Here is a 14450-nt window from a genome sequence, read left to right as displayed (position 1 = left end):
GTTTTGTTGGATTTCGACGTTTCTTAACCCGGCGGCTTGCCGGGGACTTCGACATGCGGCCGCGGTCGCGGTGGCCGCGGACGATTGTTGATCTCGGGCGCGAGGATCACCGGCGGCGGATCGACGGGCACGTCCATCTGCGGCGGCAGCGGCGCCGATTGCGCGCCCCAGCTCTGGTGATAGCTCTCGGCCGGCTTCGGCAATTTGCGGTTTGCGGGCGGCTCGACCTCGAGCCGGCCGTAGCCGGGCCGCAGGCCCAGCGTCGGATAATAGTGGCCGACATTGTCCGGCTGCCGCTCGGCGATGTAGCGTCCGCCATAGATCGTGGGCTGCACCTGCTGGTTCTTGCCCAGGCCCCAGACACCTTCGACCACCGCATAGGACGCGTCGATGTTGTTGATGATGATCGGCACGCCGGGACGGCCGGGAATGACGACGTCGAAGCCGCCGGCAAACGCCGTCGCAGGCAGTCCGATCAGAAAGGCGGCGAGCGCTACAGCGCGCATGAGGAGACCCCGGTTATGCGGCTGCAACCTAGCCGATCACGACGCAGAGAGGGTTAAGGCCCACTCGCCAACTTCTGGTAAGCCTAACGTGTAAGGATCGCGCGCCGCTCAAATGCTGCAAAGCGGGCTAGCGAAGCGTTAACGCAGGCGCGGCCGCACGGAACCGCGCTGCGCGCTCACCTCTGTTTGAGCGTTTGGCGTTCGAAAATTCAAGGTTTCACCGGAACGTCCGGCGCCGTGAGCGTTTAGCTCTCGTCAACAAAATGGGAGCCAACAACCATGACTATCAAACTTCTTGGAGCGACGGCGATTGCGGCGACCATGCTGGCGGGCTCTGCCATGGCGCAGACCGTCGTCAATGAACCCGGCCGCTGCTCGGCGCAATTTTCCAACGCCAAGTGCCAGAATCTCGGCCCCGGAAACCCTTACACCGATCGCGGCTATCGCCAACGCCGCGTGACCTACCGCCAGACCAATGGCGATTGGAATAACGACTGGAACAGGAGCCGCACCGGCTTCTGGCCGACCGACGTCGCAGCCGGCGTAGCCGGCGCCGCGATCGGCACCGCCGGCGCGATCGCGACCGCGCCGTTCCGCGCCTGGGACGATTCCTACGCCTATGACAATCGCTGGAATAACTCCTGGGACAATCGCAGCTGGGACACCCGCACCTACGCCCAGCGCAACGGCTTCGTCTGCACGCCCGGCACCTGGTTCAAGGGACAAGACGGCCGTCGGCACATCTGCCAGTAAGACGATCCAAATCTATGCGAGAGATCAGGCGGCCCCGAGGGCCGCCTGATTCATGCTGGTGCACGACCTTTCGGGTTCTGGCACTTTCCAATCAAGTCTGGTATTGCGGCGCGCACGGGCAGACAGCCCCGGCACCTGCCGGCCCTGCCCGCGTCTTTCAGGCGTCGCCGGCTTAGCTCAGCGGTAGAGCAGCGGTTTTGTAAACCGAAGGTCGGGGGTTCAATCCCCTCAGCCGGCACCAGCTTCTGACATCCTCAAGCCGAGCGCGTCACCACGCTGCCTTGCTGGAAGTGCTCGGCACCTGACATCTCCACCCAGCCATGTTTCGACTGCTCGAACACCGATCTGATCGGCGCCGTGAAATCCGGATCCGCGATCGCGCCGACGGCAACGCCGATCATCGCCGGCAGATTGTCGGCTTGCCCAATAGACCGTCGAGCCGCAATCAGGGCAAAAATAGCTGCGCACCTCGCCGCCGCTTGCGGCTGTTCGAACGTACGACTTCGGCGTTCCAGAGATGGTGACGGTCTCAATCGGATAGAAGGCACCGACGCCGAACGGACGCAATGGAGTTGCGCCCGCAGCCGTCATACACCCGCCGCCATGCGGTCACGGTCCGGCAACTCGTCCAGCCGCCAAAGGGCGAGGCTCTTGTCGCGCCAGCCGCCGTCGCCCTCCTCGCAGCGCTCGTCGATCAACTCCCGCGGCGCGGGCCAGTCGAACGGTGCCTTCGTCATGTTCAGCGCGCGCCAGTCGCCGTCCTCGCAATCGCGATTGTGCTCGACTTCCGGAAACGTCGTGACGAGCAGGAATTGCGCCCCGCTCTCGCGAAAGCGGGCGGTGACGCGGGCGATGTTCTGAAAACTGAGATGCACCAGGCAGTCCCGGCACAGGATCAGATCGGCGCGCGGCAGGGCATCGCGCGTGATATCGGCAACCAGGAATCGGCCGGTCAGTTCGCCGTCCGCCACGCGCCGGTTGTTGGCCTCGATCAGCGAGGGCACGATGTCGATACCAATATAGTCGAGATCGAGCTTGATGCGGCCGATCCAGCCCGCATCGCCGCAGGGCGCATCGAGCAGCGAGCGCGCGCCGAGCCGTTGCAACAATGGCGGAAGCGCCTCCCGGATCGCGGCGGTGGCCGTGTCCTCCGAGCCGAGCCCGGACACCGAGCTGGCCGCGCCCCAGAGGTTCGTCCGCTCGATCCGCTCGAACCGCGCAGCGAGATCGAGGCCCGCGAAATTATCGCGGTCGGCAACGAAGCGTTCGTGTGCGAGCACGGGGGGACGATTGGCGATCATCTGACGGACGCGAGTCGAAATTGCGATACGAGACACTATACAGCGAACACCGCCGATGGGTTACGGCCATCGTGATGACGGCCATGCGTCGTCATCGCGTCGGATTTCTGCTGGCACTGTCGACGGCATTTGCGTCCCGAATATGGGACCGCCCGGAACCAACGACGCACGTTGTTCGTTCTCGACCCATGCGAATACGCGAAGAAAACCGGAACATGTTTCTGCTGGCGATGGTGACACTATGCTGTGGCGCCGTGGCCGGCGCGTTGACGCTGCTCGAGCCGGTGTTTCAGCCGGCCCCCGAAAGGCAGCTCGCCGAGCGGGCGGTGATCGACGTCATCAGGATATCGGATCAGACGCCGGTTCGGGTGGTGGGCGCGCCGTTCGAGCCCAACGTCAACCCGCGCGAGCGATAGCGCTTACCTTGGCGATGCCTCCGAGCCCTCCTCGGGCCGGCCATGGGCACGCGCCAATTCCTCCACGAACACGATCACCTCCGCCCGCTTGTCGGGCGGAAGCGACAGGAACGCGCGGATGAGCCTCAGGCCCTCTACTTCGGCCGAACGTTCTTTTCCGGAATCCATTCGCCCACTTTCGGGCGACCGGGAAAAATATGCAACCCTTGTTAACCGTCTTGATTCGGCGCAGCCGCTTTGCTGGAATGGCGACGGCTGAGGTGGATCATGAACTGGATCAGGGAACGCGACGCGCTGATCGCGCAGACACTGGCCTTCGTCCAATCGGTGACCGGCAGGAAGGATGACCTGCTGCGGCCGGGCGCGCCGTCGGATGCTTCGGCATCGACCGTCGAGATCGTCGCGGTCGAGGCCGTCATGGTCGAGACCGAGGCGCCCCAGCCCCCTCCGCAGCCTCAGCCCACCCAGCTTTCGCCGCCGCGGGCGATCAGCGATTTCCGCACCGAGATGCAGGCCCGCATCGCCAATTTCCGCAAGCATCAGGAGCGGTTCGAGCGCGAGCGCGAGGAATATTGTGCCGAAACCCTGACCAAACTACGTGCCGCCCTCCGCGACGCCCCCGGCCCAATGGCCAAAAAGTAAGGCCGCCCCTCCGGTCAGAGGGCCTACAGCCAAGACCTACAGCCAGGACCACACCAGCCAAAGATTGGCCGCGCAGGCGCCGAACAGCGCCAGCGTCAGCGGCAGGAGCATGTGCCCACAGGAGGTGTTCAGGTCGCTCGTCATGGCGGAAAACATCCGCTGATTCCGCCAAATGAGTCCCAGGGATTCTTTTTTTCGCGATTCAGGACTCGTTAAGGACTCAGGCCCCGGCGAGCCAGATCACGGGTCCGTGATCGACCGCTGCCTGAACCCGCCGGCATATGAGGTCGTTAATCGGCTTTCCGGGAGCGGGAAGAGATGCCCTACGCCCTGTTCTGCAACGACGCCCAGATCAGCAAGGCCTATCCGAGCGAGTCCGACGTCTGGAAGCTCGCGCAGCGGAGTGGCCTGGTCGTGGATGTCAGCGCCGACCAGGACCGTCCGGGGCCGCGCCGGGTGCTCGATAATGATTACGAGATCAAACCCTGCCGGGCTGCCCAAGGCGAGGATCCAGCCAAGAACAAGGCCGAGGCTGAGCGCCAGTCCAGGATCGAGCTTGAGCTGAATTCGTGAGGGGCTGCCGGCGGAAGCCGCAGGGGATCAGGGCGTCGCGGTCGCCAGCGAGGCCTGCTCACCAGGCATCGCCACGCAGGCCTTGCGGCGGTGCAGCCCGCGGATCGCGCCGGTGACCTTCAGCACCTTGCCCGACGGACACGCGGCGTCCTTGACGAAAGCCACCTCGTAAGGTGCCAAGATCAGAGGCTCGGATTTGAGGATTGTCTGTGCAGAGCACGGCAGGCCAAGGAAGCACGAGAGCACCACCGCCGACACCAAGATACGCATGTCCGTCGTCCCACCAGCCCGGTAATTCTCATATAACGCCTTCCGGAGCACGAGTTCCGTAAGCGGCAAAAATTATTTTTGCTTTACCCAGGTCCCATGACGCGCGTGAGAAGGCGCGCGCCGGAATGTTTGCCGGCAAATGACGCGCCAGATGGTTCACGCATTGCAAATGCAGGGGCTGGCCGACGGCGCCCCGCGAACAAGCGAAAGGCCGGCAGAGCCGGCCTTTGTCAGAGCGCGATCGCTGGCGGAGGGTCAGTAGCGCGAGGCTGCCGGACCGCCCCAGCCGAAACGGTAGTTCACACCGACCTTGACGGTATGCTCGTCCTCCCGGCCCCGGACCCCGACGATGTCGGCCGGCCCCGAGGTGAAGGTGGTGCTGCCGAAATTATAGTACTGGTACTCGGCCTTGGCGGACCAGCTCGGCGCGAACATGTATTCGAGGCCGGCGCCGACCGTGTAGCCATCCTTGCTGTTGCCGGTCGTGGTGAAGGCCTGCGGCACGCCGGCGATGTTGACGCCGAGATTGTTGTTACGCCAGGCGTAACCGCCCTTGGCGTAGAGCAGCGTCGGTCCCCAGGTGTAGCCGACACGGCCGGTCACCGACCCGATCTGGTCGGTGTTGGACGTCACCTGCGTGCCCAGCGGGAACGTGACACCGTTGTTGTTGGTCGGCAGCCAGGAGTACTGAGCCTCGATACCCACCACCCAATTGGGGGCGAACTGGTAGTCGAAGCCGCCCTGCACGCCGCCCATGAAGCGGGCGTCGCTGGACTGGAAGCTGTTGTCGCCGGCAAACGCGCCGCCGACATGACCGCCGATATAGAAACCGGTCCAATTATAGATCACCTGCGGCGGGGTATAGGCCGGAGCCTTGGCATAGGTGCGCGGCTGCACGTCCGCGGCCGCCGCCGGCGCGGCCAGCGCAAGCAGAGCGGCTGCACCCAGCAAAATCGATTTCATGATCATCCCCGTTCTTTCATATACGACACTCAGGAAACAACGTGGCGTGAATTGGGTTGCTTCGCGACGATGCCGGAACGTTGATCGTTCGTTACTGTGACGGGGTGGCAACATCGCGATTTTGTTCCATCCCGCCGTCCCGCGCAGTCTGTTTTGTCGCCTGCGCAAGACCTGCTGTACCAATTTGTCGCAACGCCAAACCGCCCCGTTCAAAGCTCGCCGAAATGTGATCCAGCGGCTCCGGCGATCCTCGTTCTAGCACCGGGCCATGAAGGCCGGCTTTGCGCTACCGCGTCATCTTTTCCAGTTCCGGAAAGGGTGCGTAAACCGCGCCGGCACAGAGCTCGCTGGTCCGGTCGACGACACGGTCCGCTCGTCCGTTGACGAAGATCACCGCGCGTTCCCGCATGGCCTTGTAGCTGCCGTCGGTCTCGCGCGGGGTGAAGTGCAGACAGCTCACATAGAACTGCCGGCCGCCGACCTCGCGCTGGACCGGCTCGGCCATGCTGGCTTCACGCACGCCGACCGGGTTGTTCAGATAGGTGCGCATCAGCGCCAGCGTGTCGCTGCGGAAATTGTCGGGAAACGGCTGCGGTCCCCCGGCCTGGGTCCCGCCTATGAAGGTGGGACGGTCACCATCGCTGCCGAAACATGCCGCAAGCGCCAGCGGTAATACCAGGACCGATGCCGAGCGCACCGCACGTTTCGCCAATCGCCCCACAGCTCACGCTCTCCACGCGCACAGATCCAAGTCATGTTCTAGCCCCAAGGTCGCGCAAAGGGAATTCGGTCCTGCGCGGAAGGTACCGTCAACAACGCACCGCACCGCCGCCGGCGCCTGCGCTTTCGCACAGGCGCCGGGACGGGCCTGAAGTCCGTACGCGGCGGCGGGCAATGCAAGGTGCCGCCGCGCGGAATCAGACGTTAGCTGCGCTTCTCGCTGGTGGCCGGCTTGGTCAGGTCCGGCTGCACCTTCTGCGACTTCTTGGCCGACAGATGCTTGTGGTGATGGCGATGCGTGCGCACCGTCTTGTGCTCGTCCGTGACCGCGGCGTTGGCATTCATCGCCTTCGATTTGGTATCCGCCTTGGTATCCACCTTGGCGTCCGCCTTGACGTCGGCGGGCTTGACGTCAGCGGGCTTGATGTCAGCGGCCTTGGCGTCGGGCTTGACGCCGGCGTCCGGCTTTGCGGCGGTGGTGGACGCCTTGGTCTGGCTCTGGTCCGCCTTGATCACAGGGGCGGTCGTGGTGGTCTTGCCGGCCTCGGCGGCGAAGGCCGGAGCTGCGATCACGGAAGCTGCGAGCAAGGCTGCGGAAATGGTCTTCAGCATGGTGGTCTCCTCTTGGAAGGATCTCGAGGCGGCGCCCTCTCGCCTACCCTTCGATCGTAGGTCGGAACCTAGAGGCGACGCACTGAACCCAGTCTGAAGCCCCTTGCAGGCTTCCGTTCATCTCGATGACAAGTTTGTCATCTGCAGCTGGGCGAACAGATCGTGCGAAGCGGGAATGTTTCCGCCAGACGGGTGTTTCGGTCTTCGGGCAATCGTGTAGGATCGCCACGTTCCATACGGGAGAATTTAGATGCGCAAACTCTCAATGCTTGTCGTGCCGGGACTGGTCGCCATGTCGCTGGCGGCCGCACCGGTGCTGTCCAGCGCCTATGCCGCGGGCGGCGACTCCCCTTCGCCGCCGCCGAGCTCGGACTCATCGACCAAGAAGGGCAAGAAGAAGAGCTCTTCCGTCAACGATCCCAAGTTCCTCGCCGCCTATCGCACCGCCTACACCGCGATCTACGACAACCACGACTACACCGGCGCGATCGGCCAGCTGAAGTCGCTGAAGCGCGACGACGTCGCCGACGTCGCCAATCTGATCGGCTACTCCTATCGCAAGCTCGGCGACTACCAGTCGTCGAAGGCCTATTACGAGCTGGCGCTGAAGGACGATCCGAACCACGTTCGCACCTGGCAGTATTACGGCCTCTGGCAGCTCGAGCAGGGCAACCGCGAACAGGCGCAATATCATCTGAACAAGATCGCTTCGCTCGCCGGCACCGACAGCTCCGAATATCGCTCGCTTGCCGCCGCGCTCGACAAGCCGACCGGCGCGACGCTCGTGTACTGAAGGCATCGCATCTTCATGAAGCGAACGGGCACAACCTTTACGGGTTGTGCCCGTTCCGCTTTCTCGGCTAGCCTCCAGCACCAACCTCCCCCTCGCAAATGGTAGCGCAATGGACCCGTGGCTGCGATCCGCGATCGACTACATCGGCTCCTGGATCGAATTCCAGCTGACGACAATCCAGCAGCCCGGCGTCATCGTCGCCTTCGCCCATCGCGGCGAGATCGTCGTCGAGCATGCATTCGGCCTTTCCAATCTCGACACCGGCGAGAAGCTCTCCCCGCGCCACCGCTTCCGTATCGCCTCCCATTCCAAGAGCTTCACCGCGGCCGGCATCATGAAGCTGCGCGAGCAGCGCAAGCTCCGGCTCGACGACACGATCGGCCAATATGTCGGCGGCCTGCATCCGCGCGTCGCCGAGACGACGATCGCGCAGGTGCTGTCGCACAGCGCGGGGCTGACGCGCGACGGCGTCGATTCCGGCCAGTTCATCGACCGCCGGCCCTATCTCGATGCGAAGGAGCTGCTCGCGGAATTGAAGCTGCCGACCGCGATCGAGCCCGGCAGCCGCTTCAAATATTCCAACCACGGCTTTGGCCTGCTCGGTCTCGTCATCGAAGCCGTGACGACCGAGCCCTACTCGGTCTGGATCAAGCGCGAGGTCATCAAGGCCGCGGGCCTGCGCGAGACCGAGCCGGACGCGCCGCTTCCCAAGGGCGCGCCGTTCGCGCGCGGTCACACGCGAAAGGTTCCGCTGGGCGAACGCTGCGTGATTCCCGGAGACAATCCGGCGCAGGCGATGGCTGCGGCCGCAGGCTTCGTTGCCACCGCCGGCGATACCGCCCGCTTCTTTGCGCAGCTCGCGCCCAATGCCAGAAAGAGCATGCTGTCAGTCGCAAGCCGCCGCGAGATGACGCGGCATCATTGGCGCATCCCGCAGAGCTTCGAGGGCTATTACGGCTTGGGCGTCAATGCCGGCAAGACCGACGGCTGGGACTGGTTCGGCCATGGCGGCGGCTTCCAGGGCTACATCTCGCGGACCTGCGCAATCCCGGCTTGCGAGCTTTCGATCAGCATCCTCAGTAATTCGATCGACGGTGCCGCGCCGTTCTGGATGGACGGCGCAATGCAGATCCTGCGAGTCTTCCAGACCCGCGGCGCGCCTGACCGCCGCCTGCGCGACTGGACCGGGCGCTGGTGGACGATCTGGGGCGCGAGCGACCTCGTTCCCGCCGGCAACCGCGTGCTGGTCGCCAATCCGCAGTTCAACAATCCGTTCATGGACGCCGCCGAGATCGAGGTCACCGGCCGCGACGTCGGCAAGCTCGCCTGGGCCGCCGGCTATTCCAGCCATGGCGAGCCGGTGCGCCGGATCCGCGACAAGCGCGGCAAGGTCAGCGACATCTGGATCGCCGGCGCGAATGTGAAGCCGGAGCGCGTCGTGGCGAAGGAAATCGCCCGCCGATATCCGCCGCGCAAACGGCGGCCTACTCCCTGATCAATCGCTCGACCTCGCTGCGCAACGCCTGCCGCGAGCCGCCCTGCGAATAGAACATGTGGCCGCCGGGATAGACCACGAACTTGACGCGCTGCGTCACGAAGGCGGGCAGTTGATCGAGCACCCGCTTGGTGCCGAAATAGGGCGTGGCAAGGTCGAACAGGCCGTGCGCGACCAGCACGTTCAGCTTCGCGTCGGTAGCGAGGATCTGGCGCAGCTCGGACACCGATTGCGGCGGGTTGATGCCGCGGCCGAAATCCCAGTGACCTTCCACAGTGCCGTTCAGAACCTCATAGGAGCCGTCGGGCTTCCAGTTGAGCTTGCGTGAGAGCACGTCGACCGCGGCGCTCGTCAGCGGCGCCTGGAGCGCATCGCCGGAGGGGTCGCCGAAGCGCGAGCTGCTCGAATCCGGATAGGGATCGAAGCCGCGCACGGAGCCGTCGTAGCGTCCCGTCACCTTGCCGTTCTTGCGGTCGAATTCGCGGCGAAACTCGCCGACGTCGAAGCGCCCGGCAAGGCGGCGGCTCACCGCCTGGTCGATGCCGGTGAGCTCGGCGACCTTGTCGGCCAGACGATTGGTGGCCTCCTTGTCCGCTTCGCCCTTGACGAGGTCGGCCAGGAATTCGCCGCGCGCGTAAGCCTCGACGTCGGCGAGGTCGGCGCGCTTGACCGGCCCTTTGGCTTCGCGCGCCACCGCCACATAGCTCGGCAGCGTCGCGACATATTGCAGGAGGCTGGTGCCGGTGAACTCGCGGAAATCCAGGAGCGGCGACACCAGGATCAAGCCCCGGACGCCGACGCCGTGCTGGAGCTGCAACTGGCGCACGACCTTGGGCCCGCGAATACCGCCATAGCTCTCGCCCGCGACGTATTTCGGCGAGGTCAGCCGGTCGTGCTTCTCGAGCCAGCGGCGGATCACGAGCGCGATCGCGTTGGCGTCGCCATCGACGGAATAGAACGACTTGCGTGCGTCCTCGCCGCTCGCAATGAAGCGACTGTAGCCGGTGCTGACGGGATCGATGAAGACGAGGTCGGTGAAGTCGAGCCAGGTCTCGGCGTTCGGCTTCACCTCGGGCGAGGCCGACGGCGACAGCGCATCGCCATCCAACGGCAGCCGCCATGGACCGGCCGCGCCGAACTGGAGCCACGCCGAGGATGCCCCGGGTCCGCCGTTGAACAGGAACGTGACCGGGCGCGTGGCGCGGTCGGCGCCGTCGAGCTGGTAGGAGGTATAGGCGATGTCGGCCAGCGGCTCGCCCTTGCCGTCGAACACCCGAATGGAGCCGGCGGTCGCGGCGAAGTTGAGGGTACGGCCGGGCAGCGCCAGGGTCTGCTTCGTGGTCGAATCCGGCGGGAGACGGTGCGGCTCGGCCGAGGACGAACTCTGCGGCCCGCTCTGCGCGCCGCTGCCGCGCCCGCCCTTCTGTCCGGTTGGCGCCGCCGTCTCGGCGCGCGGCTGCGGCGGATCCTCCGCGCGCGCAACACTTGCAAATGCGACCAGGGCCATGGCCAGTACGACCCCGGTTCGTCGCAGCGTCGGCAAGATCGTGGGCATGATCGTTCTCCCTGCCCGGCTGTCATAGCCGAGACGCAGCGAAGCTAGCGAGGAATTGCGACCGTTTGCGGGATCACCCGTCGATGGCGCATCCCTGCCGGGCTCAAATCAACCCGTTTTGTTCTCTGGATCGACAATGGCCATTTGTCTCGAAAGGCGGTCATCCTCGACAATGGAGCCAAACCTCGTATAGACGAGCCCGGCGGAACTTCCTCCAGCAGCGGCCGTGCCCGACAAGCCATGACCAAGCCCCAGCGATACGACCGGATCGCCTTCGTCGCCAGCTCGAGCAACGAGGCGCAGGTCGCCTTTGACCAGCTCACCAGGGACTATGGCAATTGCGACCCCAAGGAGGCCGATATCGTGGTCGCGCTCGGGGGCGACGGGCTGATGCTGCAGACGCTGCACCAGAACATGCGCACGGGAAAGCCGATCTACGGCATGCATCGCGGCACCGTCGGCTTCCTGATGAACGAATACTCGACCCACGACCTGCGCGCGCGGCTCGAGGCCGCGCATGAATCCGAGATCAATCCGCTCCTGATGCGCGCGACCGACGTCAACGATTTCGTCCACCTGCACCACGCCATCAACGAGGTCGCCCTGTTCCGGCAGACCTACCAGGCCGCGCGCCTGCGGATCATGATCGACGAGCGCGAGCGCATGCCCGAGCTGATCGCCGACGGCATCATGGTGGCAACGCCGGCCGGCTCCACCGCCTATAATCTGTCCGCTCAGGGACCGATTCTGCCGATCAACGCGGCGCTGCTGGCGCTGACCCCGATCAGCGCCTTCCGCCCGCGGCGCTGGCGCGGCGCCCTGCTGCCCAACACGGCCTATGTCGTCATCGAGGTGCTGGAGGGCGACAAGCGACCGGTGGCAGCGGTCGCCGACCACGACGAAGTGCGCGACGTTCGCCGGGTCGAGGTCTTGTCCGACAAGACCATCTCGATGCGCATGCTGTTCGACCCCGGCCACAGCCTGGAAGAGCGCATCCTGCGCGAGCAGTTCGGCTACTAGAACCACCTCGCAGCCCGCCGCCGTAGCTTCGCTCGCAACCCTTCGTTAACCTCCGCCGCGATATGGTTAACGAAGGTTGACCGCTTTTGGCCCGGGCGTCATGTTCCGTATCGACTTCAACAAGCTGCGCTTCCTCGTCTGCGACGACAATCCGCACATGCGCCGCATCCTGCGGACGCTGCTGCATTCGTTCGGCGCGCGCGAAGTCTATGAAGCCGAGGACGGCGCCACGGCGCTCGAGATGTACAGCCATTACGTGCCCGACATCGTCATCACCGACTGGGCGATGCCGATCTTCGACGGGCTCGAACTCGCGCAGATGATCCGGCAGCCGGAATCCAAGGGCAACCCTTACGCGCCGATCATCATGCTGACCGGCCATTCCGAGAAGCGCCGCGTCACCGTCGCGCGCGATGCCGGCGTCACCGAATTCCTGGCCAAGCCGATCTCGGCCAAGGGGCTCTATCAGCGCATCCTCAACGTCGTCGCCAATCCTCGCCCCTTCATCAAGACCAAGACCTATTTCGGGCCGGACCGGCGCCGCAACACCAATTCCGCCTATATGGGTCCCGAGCGCCGCGTCGGCGAAAAGCACGAGGTGCTCCAGCAGCCCTCGCTGCTCGACAAGGCCCGCTCCACCATCTAGCGCAACGTCTTCAGGCGAGGCAGGCAACATGGCGAAGAACAGCGCAAAGGACATCGAGGTCAAGGCCTTCGCCACGCATCAGATCATCACGCAGCCCAACCCGCTGCGCAAGGTTCTGCGCCGCGTCGACGACAAGGACCTGGACGATCCGGTCGGCCGCGCCGAGCAGGCGCTCGCCGGCCTTTCCGGCGAGTTCAAGCACTGGATGACGACCGAGGTCAACCGTCTGTCGGCCGCCTATGTCGCCATCCGCAATGACGGCTTCACCAAGGAAAGGCGCGACGAGCTGTTTCACGCCGCTCACGACATCAAGGGCGACGCCGTGACGTTCGGCTATCCGGCCGCGGCCGGAATCGCCGAGAGCCTGTGCCGCGTCATCGAGCACGCGCCCGATCTGGAAAAGGTCCCGGCCGAACTGTTCACGCACCACATCAACGCCATCCTCGCCATCGTGCACGAGAATACCAGGCTCGACACCATCAGCGTCTCCACCGAGCTCAACCGCCGCCTGCGCAAGATCGCCGACGACTATCTCGCGCACGTCAACCGCGACCGCCCCGAGCATCTCGAGGTGATCCTGGCGCCGAGCATCGCGCCCGGGGAGTAAGGTCCAGCTCTCTCCTCGTCATTGCGCGCGGCACTTGCGACGAAGCAATGACGGAATGTGAGCCCGCTCCATACACCGGGCAGTATCGTAGGGCGTCAAAGCGAAGCGTGCCCACCAATCGATTTTGAGCTGCGCGGATAGATGGTGGGCACGGCGCTTCGCGCCTTTGCCCACCCTACGGCATCTTGCTACGCCGCGATCAGGTCGTCGTACAGCGGATCGATTGCATCGTCCGCGACCAGCTCGTCGCAGAACAGTCTTGCCTCTTCCCGTGCCGATTCCGTGGCGAAGCGGCGCAGCAGGACCATCAGCGGCTCGGTGGCGCCGCGGTCGGATTCGCAATGGGTGAGCACGCGCTCGACCATGCGGCGCCGCAGCCGTGCCGCACCGTCGTCGCTGCCGACAAAGCCCTGCTCATGGCAGGCATCGAGCGCGACCTGGAACGCCGCAAACGTCGCCTCGGGCAGCCCGGCGCGCCGGAGCAGCGCATGCAGGCTGTTGCCGCCGCGATCGTGCAGCAGCGAAGTGACGCGCGCCAGCGGCAGATCGGCAAGCTCGGCCAGTGCCGCGTCGAACAGATCGAGATTGCTCGACAACAGCGCGCGCAGGATCAGGCCGGCGGTCAGCTGGCCCGTGACGCGCAGATGATGCACCAGGCCCTGCATGTCCTCGCCGCGCGAGCGCGCCGCGATGTTGATGGTGGAGCGGTCGCGCGCCTCGATCGTGATGCGATCGGCACGATCGGCGCTCAGCCAGTTCCGCGCCACGACGAATTGCGCCAGCGTCTCGGAGAGTTTTGCCACCAGCGCGGCGCGGGTTGCGGACGGCAGGTCATCCAGCACCAGCATCGCCTCGCGGATCGCCGCGAGATGGCCGTGGCGCTCGACGATGCGATTCCACGAGAACGGCGCAAGCTCGGCATGGGGATTTTCGATCAGCTCGAGCGCGGCCGCCGCGCAGCCGACTTCGGCGATGGCGGCGCAGACCGAGACCGGCAGCGCGATGCGGCGGGCGACCGCGCATTGCACCTCGTCATTGCCGGTCGCAACGATGTCGACGAGGTCGGCGTCGATCAGCAGCGGGGAATGTTCGAGCACCGGCAGCGCGACCGTCGGCTGGTCCGCCGACAGCGCCCGCACGATCGATGCCGGCGCGTCCGGGCTGCGCGCAAAGGCCTCGGCCATCGCCTGCCGCACCAAGGGCGAGGGATCGTCGAGCTGCATCAACAGCGCGCCTTCGGCGGCGACGCGGTCCTCTGTCGAAAGGTCTGAGATCAGCCAGGCCCGGGCCAACGCCCGTGTTGCCTCGGCCCGCTCGCCGGCGGACGCCGTCCTGATCCAATTAATGAACTGCCGAACAATCATCCTGCTTCCGGCTTACACAAACAAACGAAAAGAGTGACGGCTCGTCACCTGCAACACAAAATAAACCATGACGCTTAACAAAGCGTTCACCATAACTGACTGGTTTTATTGACGTTTTGTTAATGGAACAAAAGCGCTACCCACACGTGCACCCACAGCAACGCACGCCTTCAGCGAATGCGCTGCTGAGCCGGGGCCCAGAAATTTTCGAGAG

Annotated in this window: 18 protein-coding genes, 1 tRNA gene and 1 pseudogene; 10 read left to right on the top strand and 10 right to left on the bottom strand. The window is 64.9% G+C overall.

Annotated elements, in window-relative coordinates:
* Nucleotides 1-23: 23 nt before the first annotated feature.
* Nucleotides 24-506, bottom strand: coding sequence for a hypothetical protein (locus AC066S_RS29565; protein WP_126257985.1), 483 nt, complete (start codon nt 504-506; stop codon nt 24-26).
* A 279-nt stretch (nt 507-785) separates the two neighbouring features.
* Here AC066S_RS29565 and AC066S_RS29560 point away from each other — a divergent pair, with 279 nt between their 5' ends.
* Nucleotides 786-1259 carry a hypothetical protein gene (locus AC066S_RS29560; protein WP_478271295.1) on the top strand — a complete coding sequence of 158 codons (474 nt, stop codon included), beginning with the start codon at nt 786-788 and terminating at the stop codon, nt 1257-1259.
* A 166-nt stretch (nt 1260-1425) separates the two neighbouring features.
* Nucleotides 1426-1500, top strand: a tRNA-Thr gene (locus AC066S_RS29555).
* Nucleotides 1501-1513: 13 nt separating this feature from the next.
* Here the strand turns inward: AC066S_RS29555 and AC066S_RS29550 are convergent.
* A pseudogene (locus tag AC066S_RS29550) lies at nt 1514-1820 on the bottom strand (GFA family protein); the annotation flags it as partial.
* 26 nt (nt 1821-1846) lie between these two features.
* Nucleotides 1847-2560: a class I SAM-dependent methyltransferase gene (locus AC066S_RS29545; RefSeq protein WP_135169288.1), complete on the bottom strand. Its 714-nt coding sequence runs from the start codon at nt 2558-2560 to the stop codon at nt 1847-1849.
* A gap of 215 nt (nt 2561-2775) precedes the next feature.
* Here AC066S_RS29545 and AC066S_RS29540 point away from each other — a divergent pair, with 215 nt between their 5' ends.
* Entirely contained in the window at nt 2776-2976 is a 201-nt protein-coding gene (locus AC066S_RS29540) for a hypothetical protein (protein WP_478271294.1), read from the top strand.
* 3 nt (nt 2977-2979) lie between these two features.
* On the opposite strand, the gene AC066S_RS29535 is transcribed toward AC066S_RS29540, so the two are convergent.
* Nucleotides 2980-3144: a hypothetical protein gene (locus AC066S_RS29535; protein ID WP_478271293.1), complete on the bottom strand. Its 165-nt coding sequence runs from the start codon at nt 3142-3144 to the stop codon at nt 2980-2982.
* 99 nt (nt 3145-3243) lie between these two features.
* On the opposite strand from AC066S_RS29535, the gene AC066S_RS29530 reads away from it, so the two are divergent.
* Nucleotides 3244-3618 (top strand): hypothetical protein, encoded by a 375-nt coding sequence (locus AC066S_RS29530; protein ID WP_478271292.1) that lies wholly within the window; start codon nt 3244-3246, stop codon nt 3616-3618.
* A gap of 318 nt (nt 3619-3936) precedes the next feature.
* Complete coding sequence (locus AC066S_RS29525; protein ID WP_126257978.1) at nt 3937-4191, top strand: hypothetical protein; 255 nt, start codon at nt 3937-3939, stop codon at nt 4189-4191.
* A gap of 27 nt (nt 4192-4218) precedes the next feature.
* Here the strand turns inward: AC066S_RS29525 and AC066S_RS29520 are convergent, their stop codons facing one another.
* The 4 genes from AC066S_RS29520 to AC066S_RS29505 form a co-directional block, all read right to left on the bottom strand.
* Nucleotides 4219-4461, bottom strand: a complete 243-nt coding sequence (locus tag AC066S_RS29520; RefSeq protein ID WP_126257977.1) for a DUF6719 family protein — start codon at nt 4459-4461, stop codon at nt 4219-4221.
* 255 nt (nt 4462-4716) lie between these two features.
* Entirely contained in the window at nt 4717-5424 is a 708-nt protein-coding gene (locus AC066S_RS29515; protein WP_164718658.1) for an outer membrane protein, read from the bottom strand.
* A 286-nt stretch (nt 5425-5710) separates the two neighbouring features.
* Nucleotides 5711-6145 carry a hypothetical protein gene (locus AC066S_RS29510; RefSeq protein ID WP_478271291.1) on the bottom strand — a complete coding sequence of 145 codons (435 nt, stop codon included), beginning with the start codon at nt 6143-6145 and terminating at the stop codon, nt 5711-5713.
* Nucleotides 6146-6348: 203 nt separating this feature from the next.
* On the bottom strand, nt 6349-6756 hold the full coding sequence (locus AC066S_RS29505) for a His-rich protein BRANT (protein ID WP_478271290.1): 408 nt from the start codon (nt 6754-6756) through the stop codon (nt 6349-6351).
* Nucleotides 6757-7006: 250 nt separating this feature from the next.
* Here AC066S_RS29505 and AC066S_RS29500 point away from each other — a divergent pair, with 250 nt between their 5' ends.
* Both AC066S_RS29500 and AC066S_RS29495 read left to right on the top strand, forming a co-directional pair.
* The gene (locus tag AC066S_RS29500) at nt 7007-7549 is read left to right on the top strand and encodes a tetratricopeptide repeat protein (protein WP_478271289.1); all 543 of its coding nucleotides are present in this window, start codon (nt 7007-7009) and stop codon (nt 7547-7549) included.
* A 109-nt stretch (nt 7550-7658) separates the two neighbouring features.
* Nucleotides 7659-9044 (top strand): serine hydrolase domain-containing protein, encoded by a 1386-nt coding sequence (locus tag AC066S_RS29495; RefSeq protein WP_478271288.1) that lies wholly within the window; start codon nt 7659-7661, stop codon nt 9042-9044.
* On the opposite strand, the gene AC066S_RS29490 is transcribed toward AC066S_RS29495, so the two are convergent.
* On the bottom strand, nt 9034-10599 hold the full coding sequence (locus AC066S_RS29490; RefSeq protein WP_126257971.1) for a S10 family peptidase: 1566 nt from the start codon (nt 10597-10599) through the stop codon (nt 9034-9036). The genes AC066S_RS29495 and AC066S_RS29490 overlap by 11 nt on opposite strands.
* 240 nt (nt 10600-10839) lie before the next feature.
* On the opposite strand from AC066S_RS29490, the gene AC066S_RS29485 reads away from it, so the two are divergent.
* The 3 genes from AC066S_RS29485 (at nt 10840) to AC066S_RS29475 (ending at nt 12872) form a co-directional block, all read left to right on the top strand.
* On the top strand, nt 10840-11619 hold the full coding sequence (locus AC066S_RS29485; RefSeq protein WP_478271287.1) for an NAD kinase: 780 nt from the start codon (nt 10840-10842) through the stop codon (nt 11617-11619).
* Nucleotides 11620-11719: 100 nt separating this feature from the next.
* Nucleotides 11720-12265 carry a response regulator gene (locus AC066S_RS29480; RefSeq protein WP_011088265.1) on the top strand — a complete coding sequence of 182 codons (546 nt, stop codon included), beginning with the start codon at nt 11720-11722 and terminating at the stop codon, nt 12263-12265.
* A 28-nt stretch (nt 12266-12293) separates the two neighbouring features.
* Nucleotides 12294-12872 (top strand): Hpt domain-containing protein, encoded by a 579-nt coding sequence (locus tag AC066S_RS29475; protein WP_478271286.1) that lies wholly within the window; start codon nt 12294-12296, stop codon nt 12870-12872.
* Nucleotides 12873-13060: 188 nt separating this feature from the next.
* On the opposite strand, the gene AC066S_RS29470 is transcribed toward AC066S_RS29475, so the two are convergent.
* Complete coding sequence (locus tag AC066S_RS29470; protein WP_478271285.1) at nt 13061-14236, bottom strand: DUF2336 domain-containing protein; 1176 nt, start codon at nt 14234-14236, stop codon at nt 13061-13063.
* Between the last annotated feature and the right edge of the window lie 214 nt (nt 14237-14450).

Source organism: Bradyrhizobium sp. CFUWI (genome assembly GCF_056429085.1).
Note: the sequence above shows the minus strand (reverse complement) of the source record. Positions and strands in the feature narration are given on the sequence as shown.

What these genes read in the sequence shown, in the direction of transcription:
- AC066S_RS29520 (WP_126257977.1), bottom strand. Translation starts at nt 4,461, where the DNA reads ATGCGTATCTTGGTGTCGGCGGTGGTGCTCTCGTGCTTCCTTGGCCTG.
- AC066S_RS29480 (WP_011088265.1), top strand. Translation starts at nt 11,720, where the DNA reads ATGTTCCGTATCGACTTCAACAAGCTGCGCTTCCTCGTCTGCGACGAC.
- AC066S_RS29525 (WP_126257978.1), top strand. Translation starts at nt 3,937, where the DNA reads ATGCCCTACGCCCTGTTCTGCAACGACGCCCAGATCAGCAAGGCCTAT.
- AC066S_RS29470 (WP_478271285.1), bottom strand. Translation starts at nt 14,236, where the DNA reads ATGATTGTTCGGCAGTTCATTAATTGGATCAGGACGGCGTCCGCCGGC.
- AC066S_RS29475 (WP_478271286.1), top strand. Translation starts at nt 12,294, where the DNA reads ATGGCGAAGAACAGCGCAAAGGACATCGAGGTCAAGGCCTTCGCCACG.
- AC066S_RS29495 (WP_478271288.1), top strand. Translation starts at nt 7,659, where the DNA reads ATGGACCCGTGGCTGCGATCCGCGATCGACTACATCGGCTCCTGGATC.
- AC066S_RS29490 (WP_126257971.1), bottom strand. Translation starts at nt 10,599, where the DNA reads ATGCCCACGATCTTGCCGACGCTGCGACGAACCGGGGTCGTACTGGCC.
- AC066S_RS29545 (WP_135169288.1), bottom strand. Translation starts at nt 2,560, where the DNA reads ATGATCGCCAATCGTCCCCCCGTGCTCGCACACGAACGCTTCGTTGCC.
- AC066S_RS29530 (WP_478271292.1), top strand. Translation starts at nt 3,244, where the DNA reads ATGAACTGGATCAGGGAACGCGACGCGCTGATCGCGCAGACACTGGCC.
- AC066S_RS29500 (WP_478271289.1), top strand. Translation starts at nt 7,007, where the DNA reads ATGCGCAAACTCTCAATGCTTGTCGTGCCGGGACTGGTCGCCATGTCG.
- AC066S_RS29515 (WP_164718658.1), bottom strand. Translation starts at nt 5,424, where the DNA reads ATGAAATCGATTTTGCTGGGTGCAGCCGCTCTGCTTGCGCTGGCCGCG.
- AC066S_RS29505 (WP_478271290.1), bottom strand. Translation starts at nt 6,756, where the DNA reads ATGCTGAAGACCATTTCCGCAGCCTTGCTCGCAGCTTCCGTGATCGCA.
- AC066S_RS29485 (WP_478271287.1), top strand. Translation starts at nt 10,840, where the DNA reads ATGACCAAGCCCCAGCGATACGACCGGATCGCCTTCGTCGCCAGCTCG.
- AC066S_RS29535 (WP_478271293.1), bottom strand. Translation starts at nt 3,144, where the DNA reads ATGGATTCCGGAAAAGAACGTTCGGCCGAAGTAGAGGGCCTGAGGCTC.
- AC066S_RS29565 (WP_126257985.1), bottom strand. Translation starts at nt 506, where the DNA reads ATGCGCGCTGTAGCGCTCGCCGCCTTTCTGATCGGACTGCCTGCGACG.
- AC066S_RS29560 (WP_478271295.1), top strand. Translation starts at nt 786, where the DNA reads ATGACTATCAAACTTCTTGGAGCGACGGCGATTGCGGCGACCATGCTG.
- AC066S_RS29540 (WP_478271294.1), top strand. Translation starts at nt 2,776, where the DNA reads ATGTTTCTGCTGGCGATGGTGACACTATGCTGTGGCGCCGTGGCCGGC.